This is a genomic window from Bordetella sputigena, from assembly GCF_965137885.1.
In the GTDB taxonomy this organism is placed as follows: domain Bacteria; phylum Pseudomonadota; class Gammaproteobacteria; order Burkholderiales; family Burkholderiaceae_B; genus Bordetella_C; species Bordetella_C sputigena.
The window spans coordinates 515,704-534,741 of sequence record NZ_CBCSCA010000001.1 but is presented as its reverse complement, the minus strand read 5'-3'; the positions used below and the strand labels follow the sequence as shown (position 1 = coordinate 534,741).

The 19,038-nt window shown below is 65.0% G+C and carries 16 protein-coding genes; all 16 read right to left on the bottom strand.

All coding sequences use genetic code 11. From position 1 onward, the window contains the following. Nucleotides 1–25: 25 nt before the first annotated feature. The 16 genes from ACNA0R_RS02520 to ACNA0R_RS02445 all read right to left on the bottom strand — a co-directional run bounded on the left by ACNA0R_RS02520 (nt 26) and on the right by ACNA0R_RS02445 (nt 18,933). Nucleotides 26–808 carry an ABC transporter permease gene (locus ACNA0R_RS02520; protein WP_415824304.1) on the bottom strand — a complete coding sequence of 261 codons (783 nt, stop codon included), beginning with the start codon at nt 806–808 and terminating at the stop codon, nt 26–28. Further along, on the bottom strand, nt 798–1,589 hold the full coding sequence (locus ACNA0R_RS02515; RefSeq protein ID WP_415824303.1) for an ABC transporter permease: 792 nt from the start codon (nt 1,587–1,589) through the stop codon (nt 798–800). The genes ACNA0R_RS02520 and ACNA0R_RS02515 overlap by 11 nt, the downstream gene beginning before the upstream one ends. Before the next feature lie 11 nt (nt 1,590–1,600). Beyond that, nucleotides 1,601–2,593, bottom strand: coding sequence for an ABC transporter substrate-binding protein (locus tag ACNA0R_RS02510; RefSeq protein ID WP_415824302.1), 993 nt, complete (start codon nt 2,591–2,593; stop codon nt 1,601–1,603). A gap of 10 nt (nt 2,594–2,603) precedes the next feature. Next, nucleotides 2,604–3,440, bottom strand: coding sequence for an ABC transporter ATP-binding protein (locus ACNA0R_RS02505; protein WP_415824301.1), 837 nt, complete (start codon nt 3,438–3,440; stop codon nt 2,604–2,606). 205 nt (nt 3,441–3,645) lie between these two features. Beyond that, entirely contained in the window at nt 3,646–4,845 is a 1,200-nt protein-coding gene (locus ACNA0R_RS02500) for a DUF5621 domain-containing protein (protein ID WP_415824300.1), read from the bottom strand. Between the two features lie 255 nt (nt 4,846–5,100). Beyond that, nucleotides 5,101–7,200, bottom strand: a complete 2,100-nt coding sequence (locus ACNA0R_RS02495; RefSeq protein ID WP_415824299.1) for a UvrD-helicase domain-containing protein — start codon at nt 7,198–7,200, stop codon at nt 5,101–5,103. A gap of 6 nt (nt 7,201–7,206) precedes the next feature. Next, complete coding sequence (locus ACNA0R_RS02490) at nt 7,207–9,336, bottom strand: primosomal protein N' (RefSeq protein WP_415824298.1); 2,130 nt, start codon at nt 9,334–9,336, stop codon at nt 7,207–7,209. Between the two features lie 402 nt (nt 9,337–9,738). Continuing rightward, nucleotides 9,739–10,815 (bottom strand): uroporphyrinogen decarboxylase, encoded by a 1,077-nt coding sequence (hemE, locus tag ACNA0R_RS02485; RefSeq protein WP_415824297.1) that lies wholly within the window; start codon nt 10,813–10,815, stop codon nt 9,739–9,741. A gap of 49 nt (nt 10,816–10,864) precedes the next feature. Further along, complete coding sequence (locus ACNA0R_RS02480; protein ID WP_415824295.1) at nt 10,865–11,815, bottom strand: hypothetical protein; 951 nt, start codon at nt 11,813–11,815, stop codon at nt 10,865–10,867. 134 nt (nt 11,816–11,949) lie between these two features. Continuing rightward, nucleotides 11,950–13,119 carry a PepSY-associated TM helix domain-containing protein gene (locus tag ACNA0R_RS02475; RefSeq protein ID WP_415824294.1) on the bottom strand — a complete coding sequence of 390 codons (1,170 nt, stop codon included), beginning with the start codon at nt 13,117–13,119 and terminating at the stop codon, nt 11,950–11,952. 290 nt (nt 13,120–13,409) lie between these two features. Then, nucleotides 13,410–13,835, bottom strand: coding sequence for a F0F1 ATP synthase subunit epsilon (locus tag ACNA0R_RS02470; RefSeq protein ID WP_415824293.1), 426 nt, complete (start codon nt 13,833–13,835; stop codon nt 13,410–13,412). Between the two features lie 9 nt (nt 13,836–13,844). After that, nucleotides 13,845–15,245, bottom strand: a complete 1,401-nt coding sequence (gene atpD / locus ACNA0R_RS02465; protein WP_415824292.1) for a F0F1 ATP synthase subunit beta — start codon at nt 15,243–15,245, stop codon at nt 13,845–13,847. 76 nt (nt 15,246–15,321) lie between these two features. Then, nucleotides 15,322–16,221 (bottom strand): F0F1 ATP synthase subunit gamma, encoded by a 900-nt coding sequence (atpG, locus tag ACNA0R_RS02460; RefSeq protein WP_415824291.1) that lies wholly within the window; start codon nt 16,219–16,221, stop codon nt 15,322–15,324. Nucleotides 16,222–16,327: 106 nt separating this feature from the next. Then, nucleotides 16,328–17,869 carry a F0F1 ATP synthase subunit alpha gene (atpA, locus tag ACNA0R_RS02455; RefSeq protein ID WP_415824290.1) on the bottom strand — a complete coding sequence of 514 codons (1,542 nt, stop codon included), beginning with the start codon at nt 17,867–17,869 and terminating at the stop codon, nt 16,328–16,330. A 41-nt stretch (nt 17,870–17,910) separates the two neighbouring features. Beyond that, nucleotides 17,911–18,450, bottom strand: a complete 540-nt coding sequence (locus ACNA0R_RS02450; RefSeq protein WP_415824289.1) for a F0F1 ATP synthase subunit delta — start codon at nt 18,448–18,450, stop codon at nt 17,911–17,913. Nucleotides 18,451–18,462: 12 nt separating this feature from the next. Continuing rightward, on the bottom strand, nt 18,463–18,933 hold the full coding sequence (locus ACNA0R_RS02445; protein WP_415824288.1) for a F0F1 ATP synthase subunit B: 471 nt from the start codon (nt 18,931–18,933) through the stop codon (nt 18,463–18,465). Nucleotides 18,934–19,038 lie beyond the last annotated feature (105 nt).

Below are 19,038 nucleotides of genomic sequence, written 5' to 3'. Positions count from 1 at the left end.
AAGGTCTCCCGATCCGGCCTCGCGCCTATCGCGCGGCAAAGCGGCGTTCCAGCGGCAGGATCACCAGCCGTTCCCCCGCGACGAAAAGCAACACGATGGCGAAGCAGGTCGCCAGGAAAGTCACGCTGTCCGCGGTGGTCTGCGCCCGCAGCATCAGATACCCCAGCCCGCTGGGCGCGCCCACCAGCTCCGACACCAACGCGATCTTCCACCCTATGCCATAAGCGATGCGGATGGCGGACATCAGGTAAGGCGCCAGCAGCGGCAAGGTAATGCGCCACCACACCCGAATCCGATGACGCGTGAAACTGCGGCCCATCTCCATCAGCTCGCGATCGATGGCGCGCAGGCCCTCGCTGACGTTCACCAGGCAGAAAGGAATCAGGATCGCCACCTCCACGAAGATGACGCTGAAGTTGCCCGCATCGAACCATACGGCCGCCAGGATGGCCCAGCCTATGGAAGGAAAGGAATTCAGCACCGGCTTGATTCTTTCCTGGACGATAGTCTCCCAGGCCGGCGCGCCGTACGCCAGAAAGGCCAGTGCGCTGCCGATCACGCCGGCGATCAGCACGGATGTCACCACGCGCAGGGTGGATATCGCGGTATGACCCAGGAAGTCCGGATTCACGAACAAGTCCACCAGGCGCCGTCCGACGGCCAGCGGCCCGGGCAGCACGAATTCCGGCAGGCCGCGCGCCATCAGCCACCATCCGGCCAACAAGGCCGCGATCAGGCCCTCGCCCAGCAGGCGGGCTTTCCAATCAGGCGCATCCGCGGCGCGCGTGGACGAAGAACTATTGCGCATAGTGTCGGGACAAGCGGTTCTGCAGCGGCGAAAACACCAGGCGATCGGTGCCGTACACGAACAGGACGATCAGCACGATGGCCACGAAAATCGTAGTCGTGTCGAAATCCTGCCGCGCCATATTGATCACATAGCCCAGGCCCGAATTGCCGCCAAAAAGCTCGGCGGTCAGGGTCACCTTCCAGGCCACGCCGAACATGATGCGCAGCGTGGCGAACACGAAGGGATAGAGCAGCGGCACGATGACCAGGCGGAACTGGCGGCCGCGTGCCCGCGTGTAGCTGCGCGACATCTCCAGCAACTCGCCGTCCAGGTTATTCAGTCCCGCCCAGAGATTGACCAACGCGAAAGGCACCAGCACCGCGCTGATGGCGAAGATCACCGCGCCGGAATTGATGCCGAACCACATCACCGCCAGCAGCGTCCAGCCCACGCCGGGAAACGCATTCAGCAGGGGCGCCAGCCTGTGCTGAATGGCGAAACGCCAGACGGGAAAGTAGTACGGCAACAGCGCCAGCAGCGCGCCGATGACAAAAGAAAGCGCGATCGCTCCCAGCACGTGCCCGATGGACACCGCCAGGTGCAACAGCTGATGCGGGTTGCCCAGGAAGCGGTACAGACCGACCGCGACCTCGCCCGGTCCCGGTAGCAGAAAGGGCGGCAGGACCCAGGACGCGGCTTCCCACACCGCCAGGAAGACCAGCGTGAAGGCATGCGCGGCCCAGCGCCGCCGTGGCGCCGAAGCCGGCATCGCACCGCGCGCGCTGATCGTCGAAGGCATCGGGCAGGGCCTCAGGCGCGCGGCGCCTTGTCCCACACCAACGTGCGGATATCCGGGAAGGACTTGATCACGCCCAGGTCGCGCGCCTGTTCGTAGAACAAGGTGATGGCCTGCGCATGTTCGTCGCTGAAATAGCCGGGGACCTCGGAATTCTTCGTGAACCACCATTCGAAGAAATCCGGCTCCAGGCCGCTCTCCTTGCCGACCGCCCCGAACACCTCGGCCTTGTTGGCCATGGCGTACTTCAGCGATTCGCGGAAGACGCGGCAGAACTCGACGTAGGCCTCCGGCTGCTTGGACAGGCGCTCCGGATAGGCGATATTGACGGCGCTGACGAAGCGCGTCTTGAAGATTTCGTTGTTGTCGCGCGCCGTCTCCGCGATCAGGCGATAGTCGCCGGACTTCAACGCGCGATAGGCCTGGCTGTGGATCAGGGTGGCGGCGTCCAGCTTGCCGGACGCCAGCGCGCCGGGCAGATTGGGCGCCTGGATCTCCACCTGGCTGACGTCGCCGCCTTCCAGCGCCATATTCAGGCCGTACTTCTTCGTCAGCGCGATGCGGATCTGCGTATAGCCCGTGGACCGCAAGCCATAGGAACCCAGGGTCTTGCCCTTCAGGTCCTGCGGCGTTTTCAGCGCGCTATCGCGCGGTACCCATACGCCGGCGCCTTCGCCGGCGGGCGCGGCGCGCAGGGATGTGGCGAGCACGCTGACCGACAGGCCGCGCTGCACGGCCGCCGGCAGGCTGACCACCGCGGCCATGATGACGTCATACTGCTTGGCCGAGGTGGCCTGGATCAGCTGCGGAATCGCCAGCGCGCGCGCCTGCACGTCGATGGTGGAAGATGCCACCTTGCCGTTGCGCATCGCCCAGGTGACCACGTCATAGGCGGGATCCAGCAGATATGCATAGGTGATGACGGGACGCTGCTGCGCCAGGACGGGCGCGGCGATGCCGTAGAGCGCGGGAAGCGCGGCCAGTTTCAGGACACTGCGACGATGCATGAGTAGGCTCCTAGGACACCGCGGCCTGGTCGCCGAGCGGCGTCGACTCCATGGCGCGGAACAGGCTCACCAGGCGATCGCGGTGCCCTGCCAGCACGGCGTCGTCCAGCCGGCGCGGCCGCGGCGTGGCGATCGTCACGGTTTCCAGCACGGTGGTCGGTTTGCCGGAAAACAGGACGATGCGGTCGGCCAGCTGCAAGGCTTCGTCGATATCGTGCGTCACGAAAACGACGGTCTTGCCGGTACGCTGCCAGATCTGTTCGATCTCGGCGCGCATGCGCTGGCGGGTATTGGGATCGAGCGCGGAAAACGGCTCGTCCATGAATATGATTTGCGGATCCACCGCCAGGGCGCGCGCGATCGCGACGCGCTGCCGCTCGCCACCGGACAGCGCGGACGGGTATTTTTGCGCGTCGGCCGCCAGCCCCACCATGGCCAGCAAATCCATGGCGCGGTCGCGGCGGCGGTTTTTCTCCTGCTTGTCCGGCTTGCCGAAGCGCAGCTCCGACGCCAGCAGGATGTTGTCCAACGCGTTGCGCCAGGACACCAGCCGCGGCGACTGGAACACGAAAGCGATCTCGGCCCATGCCTGGCTGGGCGGCAGCCCGGCCACGCTGACCTGGCCGCCGGCGATCGGAAGCAGGCCCCCCATGACGCGCAGCGAGGTCGATTTGCCGCAGCCGGACGGGCCCAGTATGCACACGAATTCGCCACGGCTTACCTGGAAGCTCAGCTTGTCGTAGATGCGCTGGCCGCCCAATGCGACGTCGACGCGATCGAACACGATGATGGGGTCCTGCGCGGCCCCATCACGGGTAGACAAAGTGGCGGAAACGTCGTTGGGCACGGAGCAATCGGGCAAATAGGCTTGGTATCCGCTTGGATACAAAACGCGCGCCCCGCACCTTACCAGGGATGCCGGCGGCACGCCAGGGTGTTCCCCCTAAGGCGGTAGGCGGGCGCGAGCAGCCCGCAGCCCGGTAGGCCATCGCTTGCGCGATGTCGCCGACCGTCGCGGCCCGCCGCCGGCGGCCGGGCCATCACCGCCGGTTTCAGATATAGAAACCCATCCGCGACATACTGGCCGCCAGCTGGTCGTGCGTAATCTGCACGGTCTGCCGGCCCGCGCCGCGCGGAACCAGCGGCGCGCCGCCCGCTTTGTCGGGCTGGAAGCCGATATCGACCAGCGTGCGGTGCAGGCCGGAATAGAACTCCGTCTTCTTGAAATCGCGGCTCACCGCCGTCTTATCGGTATCGCGGTTCTCGAATACCCAGCGGTACAAATACGGCAAGGTGCGTTTGAACACCCGGCGATGGTGTTCGTTGATGAAAAAGTCGGCGTACTTCACATACTGATTGATGCGATGGGCCAGGAAATCGCGCGTGTAGCCGCCCCCCATAAGCAAGGCGGAACCGAAGCCCGGACTGGTTTTCCTGTAATCCGCCATTTTGATGCGCATGTTGGCGTACAGATTGCATTGCGTCAGCCCGTCATAATCCGGCGAGGGCGGCGCGGTGAACCGGGTGCCGAATTTTTCCAGGAATTTCCAGGCCAGGAACCACGTCATCTGCGCGGCTTCGCCCAGGTTCCTGGTCACGTTCTTGTCCAGTCCGACCTGCCCCGAATGGTTGCCGGGAAACGGCATGAAAATGGCATTGGTGCCACGGTTCGTGAACTTGACCCGTTTCGCATCCTGCGGCTTGAAGAAACCGCGGGTCTCGTGCATGGACAGGACGGCGCAGTAGTTCTTGACGTTGCCGCGTATGGTGCTGGCGTCCACCGCGCTTTTATTGCCGATGCCGGCGACCGGATCGACCGCGAATATGTTGACGGCGATCTGCGGAAAGAATTCCCGCAGCTTGTACGCCAGCTTCGTGCAGGTCACCGCGCCGCGGCTCCACCCCAGCATATTGACCGTACGCGGCAGCGGATTCAATCCGGCGATAGTGGCCACGGCATGCATGACGTTGTCGTCCCATCCCGCGCCGGTTGCCATCCCCATGTACTGGCAATTGATGGCGGTATCGCCCAGCTCTTTGTTGCCGAAGAAGGACTTCTTCTGCTTGTCGCGCGTAAAGGGATTGAACTGGCCGGGCATGACGGTGGAAGTCGGTGCGCTGCCAGGGCCATCGCATATCAGGAAATCGCTATATTCGGCGCCGGCGGCAAGGCGGCCGAACTCCGCGACGATTTCTCCCTTGTCGTCCCGGCTGGCGCTAGTACCGTGGTTGAAAACCGTGAACACTGTCATTGGAGTCTCGCTGCGACATTCAAAGCGGCGCAGATTAGTGGCTTTGCAACTACCCCCTAACGAGAAAATCCTGACCCTGCCGGGCCGCATCCGGCGGCGAAACGCCGACAAGCGCGCGTAATGGAAAACCGGCGCTACATGCGCGTATCGCGAAGGCCGGATTATTCGTTACCGGCGCCGCGAACGCCCGGTCCGGCAGTGTAGGAATCCATGCCGCCGATGGCGCACATCGACGCATTCAATGCGACGATCGCTTTACCGTCCGGATTCATGCCCCGCGCCGCCCTTGTTGAGCAGCGCTTTCAACATGCCCAGGCGTTCCTTGGGACTCAAGGCGCGGGTCGCCTCGTCTTCCGGAAAGCGCGCATCGCCCAGCCCCATTTCCTCGATGAAGCGCGACGGTTCGCGCACCAGGTCTTCACGGGCGCGGCGGCGCTTCTTGCACCAGCTCAGGGTCAGGCTGCGCTGCGCGCGCGTGATGCCGACGTACATCAGGCGACGTTCTTCTTCGATGCGGGTGGCCAGCGATTCGGCGGCGCGCGCCGGATCGCCTTCCTCATCGTCCTTGCCCAGATGGGGCAGCAGGCCTTCTTCAACGCCGACCATATAGACGTGCGGATACTCCAGGCCCTTGGACGCATGCAGGGTGGATAGCTTGACGGCGTCGGGTTCTTCTTCTTCGCCGCGTTCCAGCATCGTCACCAGGGCCACGTGCTGGACCAGCTCGAACAGCGTCATGCCGTCTTCGTCGGCCTTGCGCTTGAGCCAGCCGGTCAATTCCAGCACGTTCTGCCAGCGGGTCTGCGCCGGCTTTTCGTCGAACATATCGTACAGATAGCGTTCGTACTGGATGGCGCCCAGCAGATCGTCCAACAGCACGCCGGCCGGTTCGGCGTGCCGGGGGGCCGGGGATGCCGGCTTGTCGCCATCGGGCGCGCCGCGTCCCGCCCGCCACTGCATGCGTTGGATGAACTCGGCGAAGGTGCGCAGCGATTCCAGCTGGCGCTGCTGCAGCAGCGTGTCCACGCCATGCTCGAACACGGCGGCGAACAGCGGGATCTGCCGTTCCGCCGCATACTGGCCCAGGGTCTGCAAGGTGCCCTGCCCTATCCCGCGCTTGGGCGTCGTCGCCGCGCGGATAAAGGCGGGATCGTCCTCGTCGTTGGCGATCAGCCGCAGATAGGCCAGCACATCGCGCACTTCCGCCTTGTCGAAAAAGCTTTGGCCGCCGGCGATGGTGTACGGAATCTTCAGATTGCGCAGCGCCTGTTCCAGGATGCGCGACTGATGGTTGCTGCGATACAGGATGGCGTAGTCCTTCCATTGGCCCTGTCGTTCGAAGCGCGCCGCGGATATCCGCATGGCGATGGCTTCCGCTTCGGCTTCTTCGCCGTCCATGGGCGTGACCACGATAGGCTCGCCGACACCCAGGTCCGACCACAGCTTTTTTTCGAACAGCTTGGGATTTTTCTGGATGACCTGGTTGGCGGCCGCCAGGATGCGCTGTACGGAGCGGTAGTTCTGCTCCAGCTTGATCAGCTTCAGATTGGGATAGTCGGTCGTCAGCTTGGCCAGGTTTTCGATGGTGGCGCCACGCCACGCATAGATGGCCTGGTCATCGTCGCCCACCGCGGTGAACATGGCGCGGTCGCCGGTCAGCAGCTGCACCAGGCGGTATTGGCATACGTTGGTGTCCTGGTACTCGTCCACCAGCAGGTAGCGGACGCGGTTCTGCCAACGCGTGCGTACTTCTTCATTCTGTTCGAGCAGCAACGCGGGTATGCGGATCAGGTCGTCGAAGTCCACCGCCTGGTAGGCGGCCAGGGTGGCGGCGTAGCTGCGGTAGACGCGGGCCGATTCGACCTCCGCCTTGGTGGAGGCGACCGCGGCGGCGCCGTCCGGATCCAGCAAGGCGTTCTTCCACAGCGAAATCGTGCTCTGCACGGTGCGCAGCCAGCCGCGATCGGTGGTGGCCAGCAGCTCCTGGATGATGCCCATGGCGTCGTCGGAATCCAGGATGGAAAACTGGGGCTTCAGGCCGGCATGGCGAGCCTCTTCCCGCAGGAAGCGCACCCCCAGGGCGTGGAAGGTGCTGATGGTCAGGCCCTTGGCGAGCTTGCGATCGACCAGCGCCTTGACGCGTTCTTCCATCTCGCGCGCGGCCTTGTTGGTGAAGGTCAGCGCGACGATATTGCGGCCCATGTAGCCGCACTCGCGCAGCAGGTAGGCGATCTTCTGCGTGATGACGCGGGTCTTGCCGCTGCCCGCGCCGGCCAGCACCAGGCAGGGGCCGCCCAGATACAGGATGGCTTCGCGTTGTGGCGGATTCAGCCCGGCGGGCAGGGACTCGGACATGGGAGGTCAGATTTCCAGGGGGTCGACTTCCAGCTGCCAGCGTACGCGGGACGCGGCGGGCAACTGCGGCAGCATCGCGGACCATACGGCCAGGAAGCCTTGCAGCGCGGGACGGCTGGCGCTTTCCACCAGCAACTGCGCGCGCTCCATATTCGCGATGCGCACGACCCGCAATGGAACCGGATCGTAGCGCGTAACGGCGTCGGCCGTGGGAAAACAATCCGCCAGCTCGCCGTCCGGCAGATCGCGCGCGGCCTGCAGGAACTCCAGCGCCTGGGCCAGTTCGCGGGCTTCAGCCGTCAGCAAGGCCTGATGCGCGAAAGGCGGCAGGCCGGTGCTTTCGCGTTCCGCCAGCGCCGGCCCGGCGAACCCGACGTAATCGTGGCGCAGCAGCGCCTGGTAGACGGGCTGCTCGGGATAGCCGGTCTGGATCAGGACCTCGCCTCCTTCTGTATGGCGGCCGGCGCGGCCGGCCACCTGCATGAGCTGCGCGAACAGCCTTTCCGGCGCGCGGAAATCGTGGGCGAAGAGCATGGCGTCCGCGTTCAGCACGCCGACCAGCCCCAGGCGCGCGAAATCATGTCCCTTCGCCACCATCTGCGTGCCGACCAGGATGTCGACTTCGCCCGCATGCACGCTGGCGAATAGTGTCTGCGCGCTGCCCTTGCGGCGCGTGCTGTCCGCATCGATGCGCAGGATTCTGGCTTCCGGAAACAGCTGGGACAGATGTTCTTCGACGCGCTGCGTGCCGCGGCCCATGGGCTGCAGATCCTGGTCGCCGCATTCCGGGCAGGCGCGCGGCACCCGGGCCTGATAGCCGCAGTGGTGGCATTGCAGGATGTGGCCGCCCGGCCCCGGACCGCGATGCAGTACGGTAAAGGCGGTGCAGCGAGGGCAATTGCTGACCCAGGCGCAGGACGCGCAATGCAATACCGGCGCATAGCCCCGCCGGTTCAGAAAGACCAGCGACTGCTCCCCCCGCTCCAGGCGCTTGCCGATGGCATCGACCAGTTGCGGCGACATGCCCTGTTTCATGGGCAGGCGGCGCGTATCCACCAGGCGCACCTTGGGCAATTCGCTGGCCTTGGCGCGCGCCGACAAGGTCAGGCGCAGATAGCGGCCCCGCTCCGCCTGCTGCCAGGTTTCCAGCGAGGGCGTGGCTGAGCCGAGCAGCACCGGGATGTCGAGGTCGCGCGCGCGCCATACGGCCAGGTCGCGCGCCGAATAGCGCAGACCATCCTGCTGCTTGTATGACGCGTCATGCTCTTCGTCCACGACGATCAGGCCCAGCTCCGGCAAGGGCGCGAAGATGGACATGCGGGTTCCCAGCAGCACCCGCGCCTGGCCGCGCTGGGCGCGTACCCAGGACTCCAGGCGTTCGCCGTCGGACAGGCCGCTGTGCAGCACGGCGAGCGCGCCCGGCCCGGCGACGGCGTCCAGGCGGCCGCGCAGGGCGGCTTCCAGCTGCGGGGTCAGGTTGATTTCGGGCACCATCAGCAGCACCTGCCGGCCCTGCGTCAGGACGTCGCGCGCCGCGCGGAGATAGACCTCCGTCTTGCCGCTGCCGGTAACGCCGTGCAGCAGCACGGGCTTGAATCCGCGCAGGGCGCGGATGGCGTCGACGGCGGCTTGCTGTTCGTCGTTCAGGGTCGGCTCGGCCGACAAGGCCGGAGCGTCCTCCTGGGGCGCCGGCGCCTTGGCGCGCGCCTTGGCCAGCTTGGCATCCAATCGCGCGACGGGGCCGGCGCCGGAACGCTTGCCTTCGTACGCGGACGGCTTGCGCAGCGGGGGCGGCAAGGCGGGCAGCATGACCTCGCCCAAGGGCCGTTGGTAGTACGCCGCGGCGAAACGCGCCAGGCGCAGCCAATCCGGGCCGAACGGGGGCAAGTCGTCCAGTACGCGCTCCACGGGCTTGATGTAGGCCGTGTCTATGGAAGGCTGATCGGGCGATTCCGTCACGACGCCGACCAGGCGGCGACGGCCGAACGGCACGATGACCCGCGTGCCCGGATCCAGGGCGACGGAGTGGCTGTAGTCGAAGGGCCCCTGCAGCGGCACGTCCAGCGCGACGCGCACCCAGGCGACGGCCGGCGTCGCGGAGGTGCCGGCCGGTGTACCGGCACTGGTTTCAGTCATCGCCATCCGTCAAAAGCATGAGCTGACCGCTCGTCCTATTTAAAGTGAATTCTTGAAGTTCCCGCTAAACGACTGTGCCGCCTGCAAATGAAAATGCGGCCGGAGCGCTCTGTGGATAACTTTGGGGAAAAGGTCGGGGTTTTTGGAATCACTCACCCCTACCACAACAACGCCCATCTGATAAGAGCCCTGGAAAAATAGTTTTCTCTCGCGAAATCAATGACTTGGACGGCAATCCGGTACAGCACATACAAGTACCCCGTGTCAAGCGTCTTTGCTTCGTTGCTGTGCACAAGTCGGCAAAATGGGGGCACTTCTGGTGCTGACTGACAGGGCAAATGTCAAGATACGCCCAGCCAAGCCAGCCGGCCGGGAGGCAGCCGGCGACCCGAAAATGCGGTTTCAAGCGGCGTGAAAGGCGCGGCTGTAGGTATGTACCTCATCCACCAACTCGGCTACGGCGTCCGGCGGAGTGAACTGGGAAATCCCATGGCCCAGGTTGAACACGTGGCCACCCGTGCCGACCATGCCGAAATCATCGATGATGCGGCGAGCCTGGGCCCGTATCGCCGGGCCGCCGGCAAAAAGCGCCATGGGGTCCAGATTGCCCTGCAGCGCCACGGCGTCGCCGACGCGAGCCCGCGCCCGGCGCAGATTCACGGTCCAATCCACACCGACCGCATCCGCCCCACAGGCGGCGATGTCCTCCAGCCACAGCCCGCCGCCCTTGGTAAACACGATGGCCGGGACCGCCCGTCCGTCCTGCTGCCGCGTCAGCCCCGCCATCACCTGCCGGGTGTATGCCAGGGAATATTCCTGGAACAAGCCGTCGGCCAGCACGCCGCCCCAGCTGTCAAACAGCATCACGGCCTGGACGCCGGCGGCGATCTGCGCGTTCAGGTACTCGGTGGTCGCGCGCGCATTGATCGCCAGGATCCGGTGCATCAGGTCCGGACGCCCGTATGCCATGCTCTTGATCAACCGGTAATCGTCGCTGCCTTTGCCTTCGACCATATAACAGGCGATGGTCCAGGGGCTGCCGGCGAAACCGATCAGCGGCACCCGCCCCCGCAGCTCGCGGCGGATCAGACTCACCGCGTCGAACACGTAGCGCAATTTCTCCATATCCGGCGGCACCAGCGCGTCGACGTCGGCTTCGGTACGCACCGGACGGTCGAAATGCGGCCCTTCGCCGGCGCGGAAGTCCAGCCCCAGCCCCATCGCGTCGGGCACGGTCAGGATGTCGGAGAACAGGATCGCGGCGTCCAGGGGAAAGCGCTCCAGGGGCTGCAGGGTGACCTCGGCCGCGTACGCGGGATTCTGCGCCAGGCCCAGAAAGGACCCCGCGCGTGCGCGCGTGGCGTTGTATTCGGGCAGGTAGCGTCCGGCCTGGCGCATCAGCCAGACGGGCGTGTACGGCACGGGCTGGCGCAGCAAAGCACGCAGGAATACATCGTTTTGCAAAGCGACGGCTGACACGGCTTTCCTTGAAAAATCCAAGCTGTCGATTTTACCCGGCGGGCTTCCATCAGTCCGACTGCTCTTTTCCGGGCAGCCGGGGGCGGTATGGCGCGGCATCGATATGGTGCTTGCGCATCAGTGCCCAGAAAGCGCGTCGATGCTTGGCCGAGGCACGCGCGGCGCGCGCCACATTGCCGGCGTGGCGGGACAGGGCCGTGCGCACGTAGTCGCGTTCGAAGCTATCCACCACGCGCGACTTGGCCAGACGGAAGGGCTCGTCCGGATGAACGCGGGGCGCGGCCTGGATGGCCAGCAGGCCGCTGTCCAGCGCCTCGCGCGACAGGCGCGGCCGCGCATCGCCCCCCAAGGGGCCGGCGCCCTGGGCCCAGGCCTGACCCATGCCCTGAGCCATGCCCTGGCCCATGCCATGACCGGCGTCGTGACGTGGCTCGGAAGGACAGACGTCGGCATACGGCGCCACGGGCTCCCTCACCTCCTTGGACGGAGCGGGCCAGGCCAAGGATGCCCCTGTGCCGGCTGGCGCCCCCGAGGCGGAGCGCGGGCCGCCCCGATCGCCGGCGACACGGTCCACGCGAACGCGCAATTCTTCCGGACACAGTGGATCGCGCACGAAGTCCTTCATGCCCAATGCCAGCAGGTCCTGCACGGCGGCGGCCTTCAGGCCGCGCGCCAGGCCGATCAGCGGTGTCTGCACGCCGCCGCCGGCGCAGGACAGCGCCGTACGCGTCCACCCCAGCGTATCGGGCGTCACCGGGAGCAGACAGGCGTCGAAGCGGCGCAAGGACATGGCCAGCCGTGCCAGGGAATGCGCGGCCGCCTGCGCGCCGCGACAGGCGACGGCGATGCCGTTGTCGCCGACGACCAGCGCGCCGTCATCCAGCGTCACGGCGTGCAGCCGTACCCGGGTCGTCTGCCCGGCATGCCGTTGCATCCAGGCATCCATCCAGCCGGCGTGCGCCGGCACCATGAGCACGCCGCAGTCTAGCGTCTCGCGCATTGCCACTCCTTCGCATCTATCGAAGCAGCAAGCCTAAATAGCGCGCCGGACAGCGGCAATTCGCAAAGTCCACACTGCGGCTTATACGTAAGGGGCAACCCGAAGGGGGAACCCGAAAGCCAGGACCCAAATGCTCAAGCCTTGGCGCCCTGCGCAAGGGCCTTGTGCCGCGCCTCCAGTTCCGCGATCCGGGCGGCAGCCGATTTGCGGCGCGCGATCCACAGATAGAGCCCGCTGCCCAGCACGATGATGGTGATCAGGTCCAGCACGGCCCAGATGATCTTGAGCGGGATACCGGCGTAATCGCCGAAGTGCAGCGGCCGCGACACTTCCAGCGCGCGCAGATACCAGGGCATCTCGACCTGCATGCCCAAATCGCCGGTGCGCGCATCCAGCAGTACCGGGCTGAACAGGCGCGAGGTCAGCGCCGTATCGCCATTGAGCCACACCACGTAGTGATACGGGCTGCCATAGGGATTGCCGGGGAAAGTGATGGTATTGACGGTCATCCCGGGTTGCGCCTTGCGGGCGGCGTCGTAGGCCGCATCGACGGAGCTGAGCTCGGCCAGCCGCGGCGCCGGTTTGCCCTTGTACGGTGCCAGCAGCGCCTGCATCGCCGTGCCCTGCCAGTACTTGAACATCGGCGTGGACAGCTCATTGATGACGCCGGTGAAGCCGACGACGAAGGCCCACGCCAGCGTCACCACGCCCAGCAGGTTGTGCAGGTCCAGCCATTTGATGCGCGTCGAACGCTCGCCACGCACACTGCCGAAGGGGATCTTCTTCATGTAAGGCCCGTACAGCACCACGCCGGATACCACCGCGACGCAGAACAACAGGCCCATGAAACCCAGGAAAAGCTCGCCCGGCAATCCGGCGAACAAGTCCACATGCAGGTGCAGCATGATCTCCATGAACCCATGGCCCTCCTGCTCCGCGGGCGGGAAATGCTTCAGCATCTCTCCGGTATGGGCGTCGAAGCGCAGCCGGTGCGCCAGGTCCTGGTTGCCAGGCTGGGGATTCATCCCTATCAACACCTGCGGATCATCGTCATCGATATACACGTACTCGATGGCTTCGTTCGGATACAGGCGCTTGCCGTGGGCGATCATCGCGTCCAGGCTGGCGCGCTGCGTACCCGGCGCGACCTCGGCATAAGGCTTGGCGTCATCCAGCCAATGATCGATTTCGTGCGTGAAGATCAGGGGCAGCCCGGTCAGGCACAGCAGCAAGAGAAAAACGGTGCAGACCAGGCTGCTCCATTTATGTATTTCGAACCAAGTCTTGAGGGACAGTTTCCCCATGCTGTCGAACTCCAGGACGGCACTCGCGTCGCGCTATTAATAATAAGAATCTATCTCACTATTGTACCTATTTGAAGAGATTCGGGCGCTTGCGACGGCGGCCGAGGCAGCGATGTTCGCGCATCTGCCGGACATGCCGACGCGGCACGCCGGCGATCCGGCACGCCGCGGACGCAAAAAAGCCAGGCAAGAGCCTGGCTTTTTTGGAGATACCACTCGGCACGCGCCCGAGGCCGGGTAGCGATGCCGGGACGCGATGGCGGGACGCGATGGCGGTGAGCTTGCCCGGCTCAATGCCCGCGGTTGGGCGCCCGCAAGCGACGCGCCGCGACAGCCTGCGCCGCCAGCATGGCGAGCTCGGCTTCCACCACGGCGATATCGGCCTTGTCCTTGGCGTTGCGCAGGGCTTCTTCCGCCTTCTGGCGGGCGGCCTCGGCCTTGGCTTCGTCCAGGTCGGCGGCACGGATGGCCGTGTCGGCCAGCACGGTGACGCTGCCCGGCTGCACTTCCAGAATGCCGCCGGCGACAAAGACGTTCTCTTCGCTGTTGTCCTCGCGGACGATCTTCAGGGTACCCGGGCGGATACGCGAGATCAGCGGGGTGTGGCCGGGCAGGATGCCCAGTTCGCCCGATTCGCCAGGCAGCACCACGAACTTCGCCTCACCGGTGAAGATCGCGGCTTCCGCGCTGACGACGTCGACATGCAGGGTAGCCATACCGGATCCTTATTGCAGTTTCTTGGCCTTCTCGAAGGCCTCGTCGATGGTGCCGACCATGTAGAACGCCTGCTCGGGCAGCGCGTCGCATTCGCCGTCCACGATCATCTTGAAGCCGCGGATGGTTTCGGCCAGCGGCACGTACTTGCCAGGCGAGCCGGTGAACACTTCGGCCACGTGGAAGGGCTGCGACAGGAAGCGCTGGATCTTCCGGGCGCGCGCCACGGCCAGCTTGTCTTCCGGCGACAGTTCGTCCATGCCCAGAATCGCGATGATGTCGCGCAGTTCCTTGTAGCGCTGCAGCGTCTGCTGCACGCCGCGGGCCACCGCGTAGTGCTCTTCGCCGACCACCTGGGGATCCAGCTGGCGGCTGGTGGAGTCCAGCGGATCCACGGCGGGGTAGATACCCAGCGCGGCGATGTCACGCGACAGCACGACGGTCGAATCCAAATGCTGGAAGGTCGTGGCGGGCGACGGGTCGGTCAAGTCATCCGCCGGCACGTACACGGCCTGGATAGACGTAATCGAGCCGGTCTTAGTGGACGTGATGCGTTCCTGCAGCTTGCCCATTTCCTCGGCCAGCGTCGGCTGGTAGCCCACGGCGGACGGCATACGGCCCAGCAGCGCCGACACTTCGGTACCGGCCAGCGTGTAGCGGTAGATGTTGTCGACGAAGAACAGGATGTCGCGGCCTTCGTCGCGGAACTTCTCGGCCATGGTCAGGCCGGTCAGCGCCACGCGCAGACGGTTGCCCGGGGGCTCGTTCATCTGGCCGAACACCATCGCGACCTTGTCCAGCACGTTCGACTCTTCCATTTCATGGTAGAAGTCGTTGCCTTCGCGGGTACGCTCGCCCACGCCGGCAAACACAGACAGACCGCTGTGCTGCTTGGCGATGTTGTTGATGAGCTCCATCATGTTCACGGTCTTGCCCACGCCGGCGCCGCCGAACAGGCCCACCTTGCCGCCCTTGGCGAACGGGCAGACCAGGTCGATAACCTTGATGCCGGTTTCGAGCAGTTCCACCGAAGGCGACAGCTCGTCGAAGCGGGGCGCGTTCTGGTGAATGGCACGTTTTTCTTCGTGCTGGACGGGGCCGGCTTCGTCGATGGGACGACCCAGCACGTCCATGATGCGGCCCAGCGTGCCCGTACCGACCGGCACGGAGATGGGCGCGCCGGTTGCGGCGACGTTCATGCCGCGGCGCAGGCCGTCGCTGGAACCCAGCGCGATCGTGCGCACCACGCCGTCGCCCAGCTGTTGCTGGACTTCGAAGGTCAGGCCTTTCTCGGCGAAGGCGTTGCCTTCGTCGGCCAAGGTAAGCGCTTCGTAGATCTTCGGCATTTTTTCGCGGGGGAACTGAATATCCACCACGGCGCCGATGCACTGAACGATGGTTCCGTTGCTCATGTCGATTCCTTTGATAACTCTATGTCCTGTCAGGATGTCGCGTCCGCGGACGCCGGTGACGATGTCGAACCGGGCGTCAAACGGCGGCGGCGCCCCCCACGATTTCCGAAATTTCCTTGGTGATCGCGGCCTGGCGGGTCTTGTTGTAGACCAGTTGCAGATCGCCGATCACTTTCTTGGCGTTGTCCGAAGCGGCCTTCATGGCCACCATGCGGGCGGATTGTTCCGAAGCCATGTTTTCCGCGACAGCCTGGAACAGCACGCCTTCGACATAACGTTGCAGCAGATCGTCGATCACCGTGCGGGCATCCGGCTCGTAGATGTAGTCCCAGCTGTACTCGGTCTTCAGCGACGCGGTGGTCTCGCCCGCATGGAAGGGATCTTCCAGGTCGCCGCTGGGCAGCGGCAGCAGACGGGTGAACACCGGCTCCTGCTTCATCGTGTTGACGAAACGGGTGGTCGCGACATACAGCTCGTCGATACGACCGTCCAGATAGGCGTCCAGCTGCACCTTGATGGCGCCCAGCAGGCGATCCAGGTGAGGCTGGTCGCCCAGGCCGACTTCCTGCGACACCAGGTTGGCGCTGATGCGGGTCAGCAGGCCCACGCCCTTGTTGCCCAGGGCCGTGAACTGCACCTTGACGCCGCGCTCCTGGAATTCCTTGAGCTTGGCCAGCGTGACGCGCGACACATTGGTATTCAGGCCGCCGCACAAGCCCTTGTCGGTGGTCACCAGCACCACGCCGACCGCCTTGACCTGGTCGCGCTCGACCAGATAGGGGTGGCTGTATTCCGGATTGGCCTGCATCAGGTGCGACGCGATGGCGCGCACCTTGGTGGCGTAGGGACGACCGGCGCGCATCCGTTCCTGCGCCTTGCGCATCTTGGACGCGGCGACCATTTCCATCGCCTTGGTGATCTTGCGCGTGTTTTGCACGCTCTTGATCTTGGTACGGATTTCCTTGATTCCGGGCATTGCGCTTTCCTGGTGAGACGGTCGGCGAAGGCAGCGTCCGCTGCTCCCGCCTGGTCGGCCGGCCGCGGCGCAAAGCGCCCGCCGGCCTCGTCACAGTCAAAATGTCTTAAAAAGCACCGTGCTTCTTGAACTCCTGGATTTCCGCGGCCAAGACGGCTTCGTCATCCTTGGAGAGTTCCTTGGTATCTTCGATGCGCTGGATCAGCTCGGGCATCTTGGACTTCAGGTGGTCCTTCAGCGCCTTTTCGAAGCCCAGCACCTGCGACACTTCGACGTCATCCAGATAGCCGTTGTTCACGGCATACAGGCTGATCGCCAGTTCCCAGACCTGCAGCGGCTGATACTGCGGCTGCTTCAGCAGTTCCACCACGCGCTTGCCGCGCTCCAGCTGGCGACGGGTGGCGTCGTCCAGGTCGGAAGCGAACTGCGCGAAGGCGGCCAGTTCACGATACTGCGCCAGGTCGGTACGGATACCGCCGGACAGCTTCTTGATGACCTTGGTCTGCGCGGCGCCACCGACTCGCGACACCGAGATACCCGCGTTGATGGCGGGACGCACGCCGGCGTTGAACAGGTCGGTTTCCAGGAAGATCTGGCCGTCGGTGATCGAGATCACGTTGGTCGGCACGAAGGCCGACACGTCGCCCGCCTGCGTTTCGATGATGGGCAGCGCGGTCAGCGAACCGGTCTTGCCCTTCACGGCGCCGTTGGTGAACTTCTCGACGTACTCTTCGTTGACGCGAGCGGCACGCTCCAGCAGGCGCGAGTGCAGGTAGAACACGTCGCCCGGGTAGGCTTCGCGGCCCGGCGGACGGCGCAGCAGCAGCGAAACCTGGCGGTAGGCCCAGGCTTGCTTGGTCAGATCGTCATAAATGATCAGGGCGTCTTCGCCGCGGTCGCGGAAGTATTCGCCCATGGTGCAGCCGGCATACGGGGCCAGATACTGCATGGCCGCGGAATCCGAAGCCGAGGCGGCGACGACGATGGTGTATTCCATCGCGCCGTGCTCTTCCAGCTTGCGCACCACGTTGTTGATCGTCGACGCCTTCTGGCCGATGGCGACGTACACGCAGGTGACGCCCTTGCCCTTCTGGCTGATGATGGTGTCCACCGCGACGGCGGTCTTGCCGGTCTGGCGGTCGCCGATGATCAGCTCGCGCTGGCCACGGCCGATCGGCACCATGGAGTCGATGGCCTTGACGCCGGTCTGCACGGGCTGCGACACGGAACGGCGGGCGATCACGCCCGGCGCGACCTTTTCGATCACGTCGGTTTCTTTCGTGTTCACCGGGCCGCGGCCGTCGATGGGCTCGCCCAGCGTGTTGACCACGCGGCCTTTCAGCTCGGGACCGACCGGCACTTCCAGAATGCGGCCGGTCGTCTTGACCTGGTCGCCTTCCGACACGCCGGTGTAGTCGCCCAGAATCACGGCGCCGACGGAGTCGCGCTCGAGGTTCAGGGCCAGGCCGAAAGTGTTGTTGGGGAATTCGAGCATTTCGCCCTGCATCACATCGGACAAGCCGTGGATGCGGGTAATACCGTCAGTCACGGAAACGACCGTGCCCTGGGTACGGATATCGGTCGAAGCGCCCAGGCCCTCGATGCGGCTCTTGAGCAGTTCGCTGATCTCGGAGGGATTGAGTTGCATGTTCAGACTCCTGGAATCCTGTTAGTCGCCTGGCTAAGGGCTTATGCCGCCAGCGTGTCGCGCATGCGGGCCAATTGGGCTTGCACGGATGTATCGAGTACCTGGTCACCGACGGCCACGCGGACGCCCCCGATCAGGGAGGAGTCGACCGTGACTTGAGGCTTCAGCTTGAGGCCGAACTTCAATTCCAGCGCGCCGAGCAGATCCTTGACCTGTTCGGGGGTCATCTCGAAGGCGCTGGTGATATTGGCCTGGGCCGTGCCTTCGTGGCGGTTCTTCAGCGCCACGAATTGCTCGGCGATTTCCGGCAGCAACAGCAGGCGGCCGTTTTCAACCAGCAGGTTGATGAAATTGCGGGCGGCTTGCGGCACTTCGCCTTTCAGCAGGCCGGTGAAGGCCTGCGCGCGATCGGCGTCCCCGAGGCGGGGGTCCGACATGGCCTCACGGACGTCCGCGTTGGCGGCGACCTGGGCCATTTGATCCACCAGGCCGGCCCACAGGTCCAGCCCGGCCTTGTCGTCGCGCGCGGCGGCGAACAAGGCTTCGGCGTAAGGCCGGGCGACAGTCGATAGTTCAGCCATGACGTTTCCGGATTAAAGCTGGGCCTTGAGCTGGGTCAGCAGCTCGGCATGGGCGCGGGCGTCGATCTCGCGCCGCAGGATTTGCTCGGCGCCCTTGACGGCCAGCGCGGCGACTTCGTCGCGCAGGCTATCGCGCGCACGCTGCACTTCCAGCTCGGCATCCTGCTTGGCTTGCGCCAGGATGCGGGCACGCTCGGCTTCCGCTTCGCGGCGAGCCTGATCGAGCAGCTGGCTGGCCTGCTTTTCAGCTTCCACCATGCGGGCGTGGTTTTCGGACTTGGCAGAAGCCTCGATCAGACTGATGCGCGCCTGCGCCTGGGCGAGGTCGGCCTTGCCCTTTTCAGCCGCGGCCAGGCCGTCGGCGATTTTCTGGCGGCGCTCATCCATCGCCTTCGTCAGGGGAGGCCACACGAATTTCATCGTGAACCAGCCCAGAACGAAGAACACGAGCATCTGGAAAAAGATCGTCGCGTTCAGATTCACGGTCGTTTCCCTTTAACACCTTAAGGCTCCGGCGTTTCCGTGGAAACGCCGATGAGCACTCGATACTTGCCGGCGGCAAGGCCTGTATGCGCGGCATGCGGCCGC

Excerpts from the sequence above, each read along its gene's own strand:
- ACNA0R_RS02520 (WP_415824304.1), bottom strand. The coding sequence starts at position 808 with ATGCGCAATAGTTCTTCGTCCACGCGCGCCGCGGATGCGCCTGATTGG.
- ACNA0R_RS02515 (WP_415824303.1), bottom strand. The coding sequence starts at position 1,589 with ATGCCTTCGACGATCAGCGCGCGCGGTGCGATGCCGGCTTCGGCGCCA.
- ACNA0R_RS02510 (WP_415824302.1), bottom strand. The coding sequence starts at position 2,593 with ATGCATCGTCGCAGTGTCCTGAAACTGGCCGCGCTTCCCGCGCTCTAC.
- ACNA0R_RS02500 (WP_415824300.1), bottom strand. The coding sequence starts at position 4,845 with ATGACAGTGTTCACGGTTTTCAACCACGGTACTAGCGCCAGCCGGGAC.
- ACNA0R_RS02495 (WP_415824299.1), bottom strand. The coding sequence starts at position 7,200 with ATGTCCGAGTCCCTGCCCGCCGGGCTGAATCCGCCACAACGCGAAGCC.
- ACNA0R_RS02490 (WP_415824298.1), bottom strand. The coding sequence starts at position 9,336 with ATGACTGAAACCAGTGCCGGTACACCGGCCGGCACCTCCGCGACGCCG.
- ACNA0R_RS02480 (WP_415824295.1), bottom strand. The coding sequence starts at position 11,815 with ATGCGCGAGACGCTAGACTGCGGCGTGCTCATGGTGCCGGCGCACGCC.
- ACNA0R_RS02475 (WP_415824294.1), bottom strand. The coding sequence starts at position 13,119 with ATGGGGAAACTGTCCCTCAAGACTTGGTTCGAAATACATAAATGGAGC.
- ACNA0R_RS02470 (WP_415824293.1), bottom strand. The coding sequence starts at position 13,835 with ATGGCTACCCTGCATGTCGACGTCGTCAGCGCGGAAGCCGCGATCTTC.
- atpD (WP_415824292.1), bottom strand. The coding sequence starts at position 15,245 with ATGAGCAACGGAACCATCGTTCAGTGCATCGGCGCCGTGGTGGATATT.
- atpG (WP_415824291.1), bottom strand. The coding sequence starts at position 16,221 with ATGCCCGGAATCAAGGAAATCCGTACCAAGATCAAGAGCGTGCAAAAC.
- atpA (WP_415824290.1), bottom strand. The coding sequence starts at position 17,869 with ATGCAACTCAATCCCTCCGAGATCAGCGAACTGCTCAAGAGCCGCATC.
- ACNA0R_RS02450 (WP_415824289.1), bottom strand. The coding sequence starts at position 18,450 with ATGGCTGAACTATCGACTGTCGCCCGGCCTTACGCCGAAGCCTTGTTC.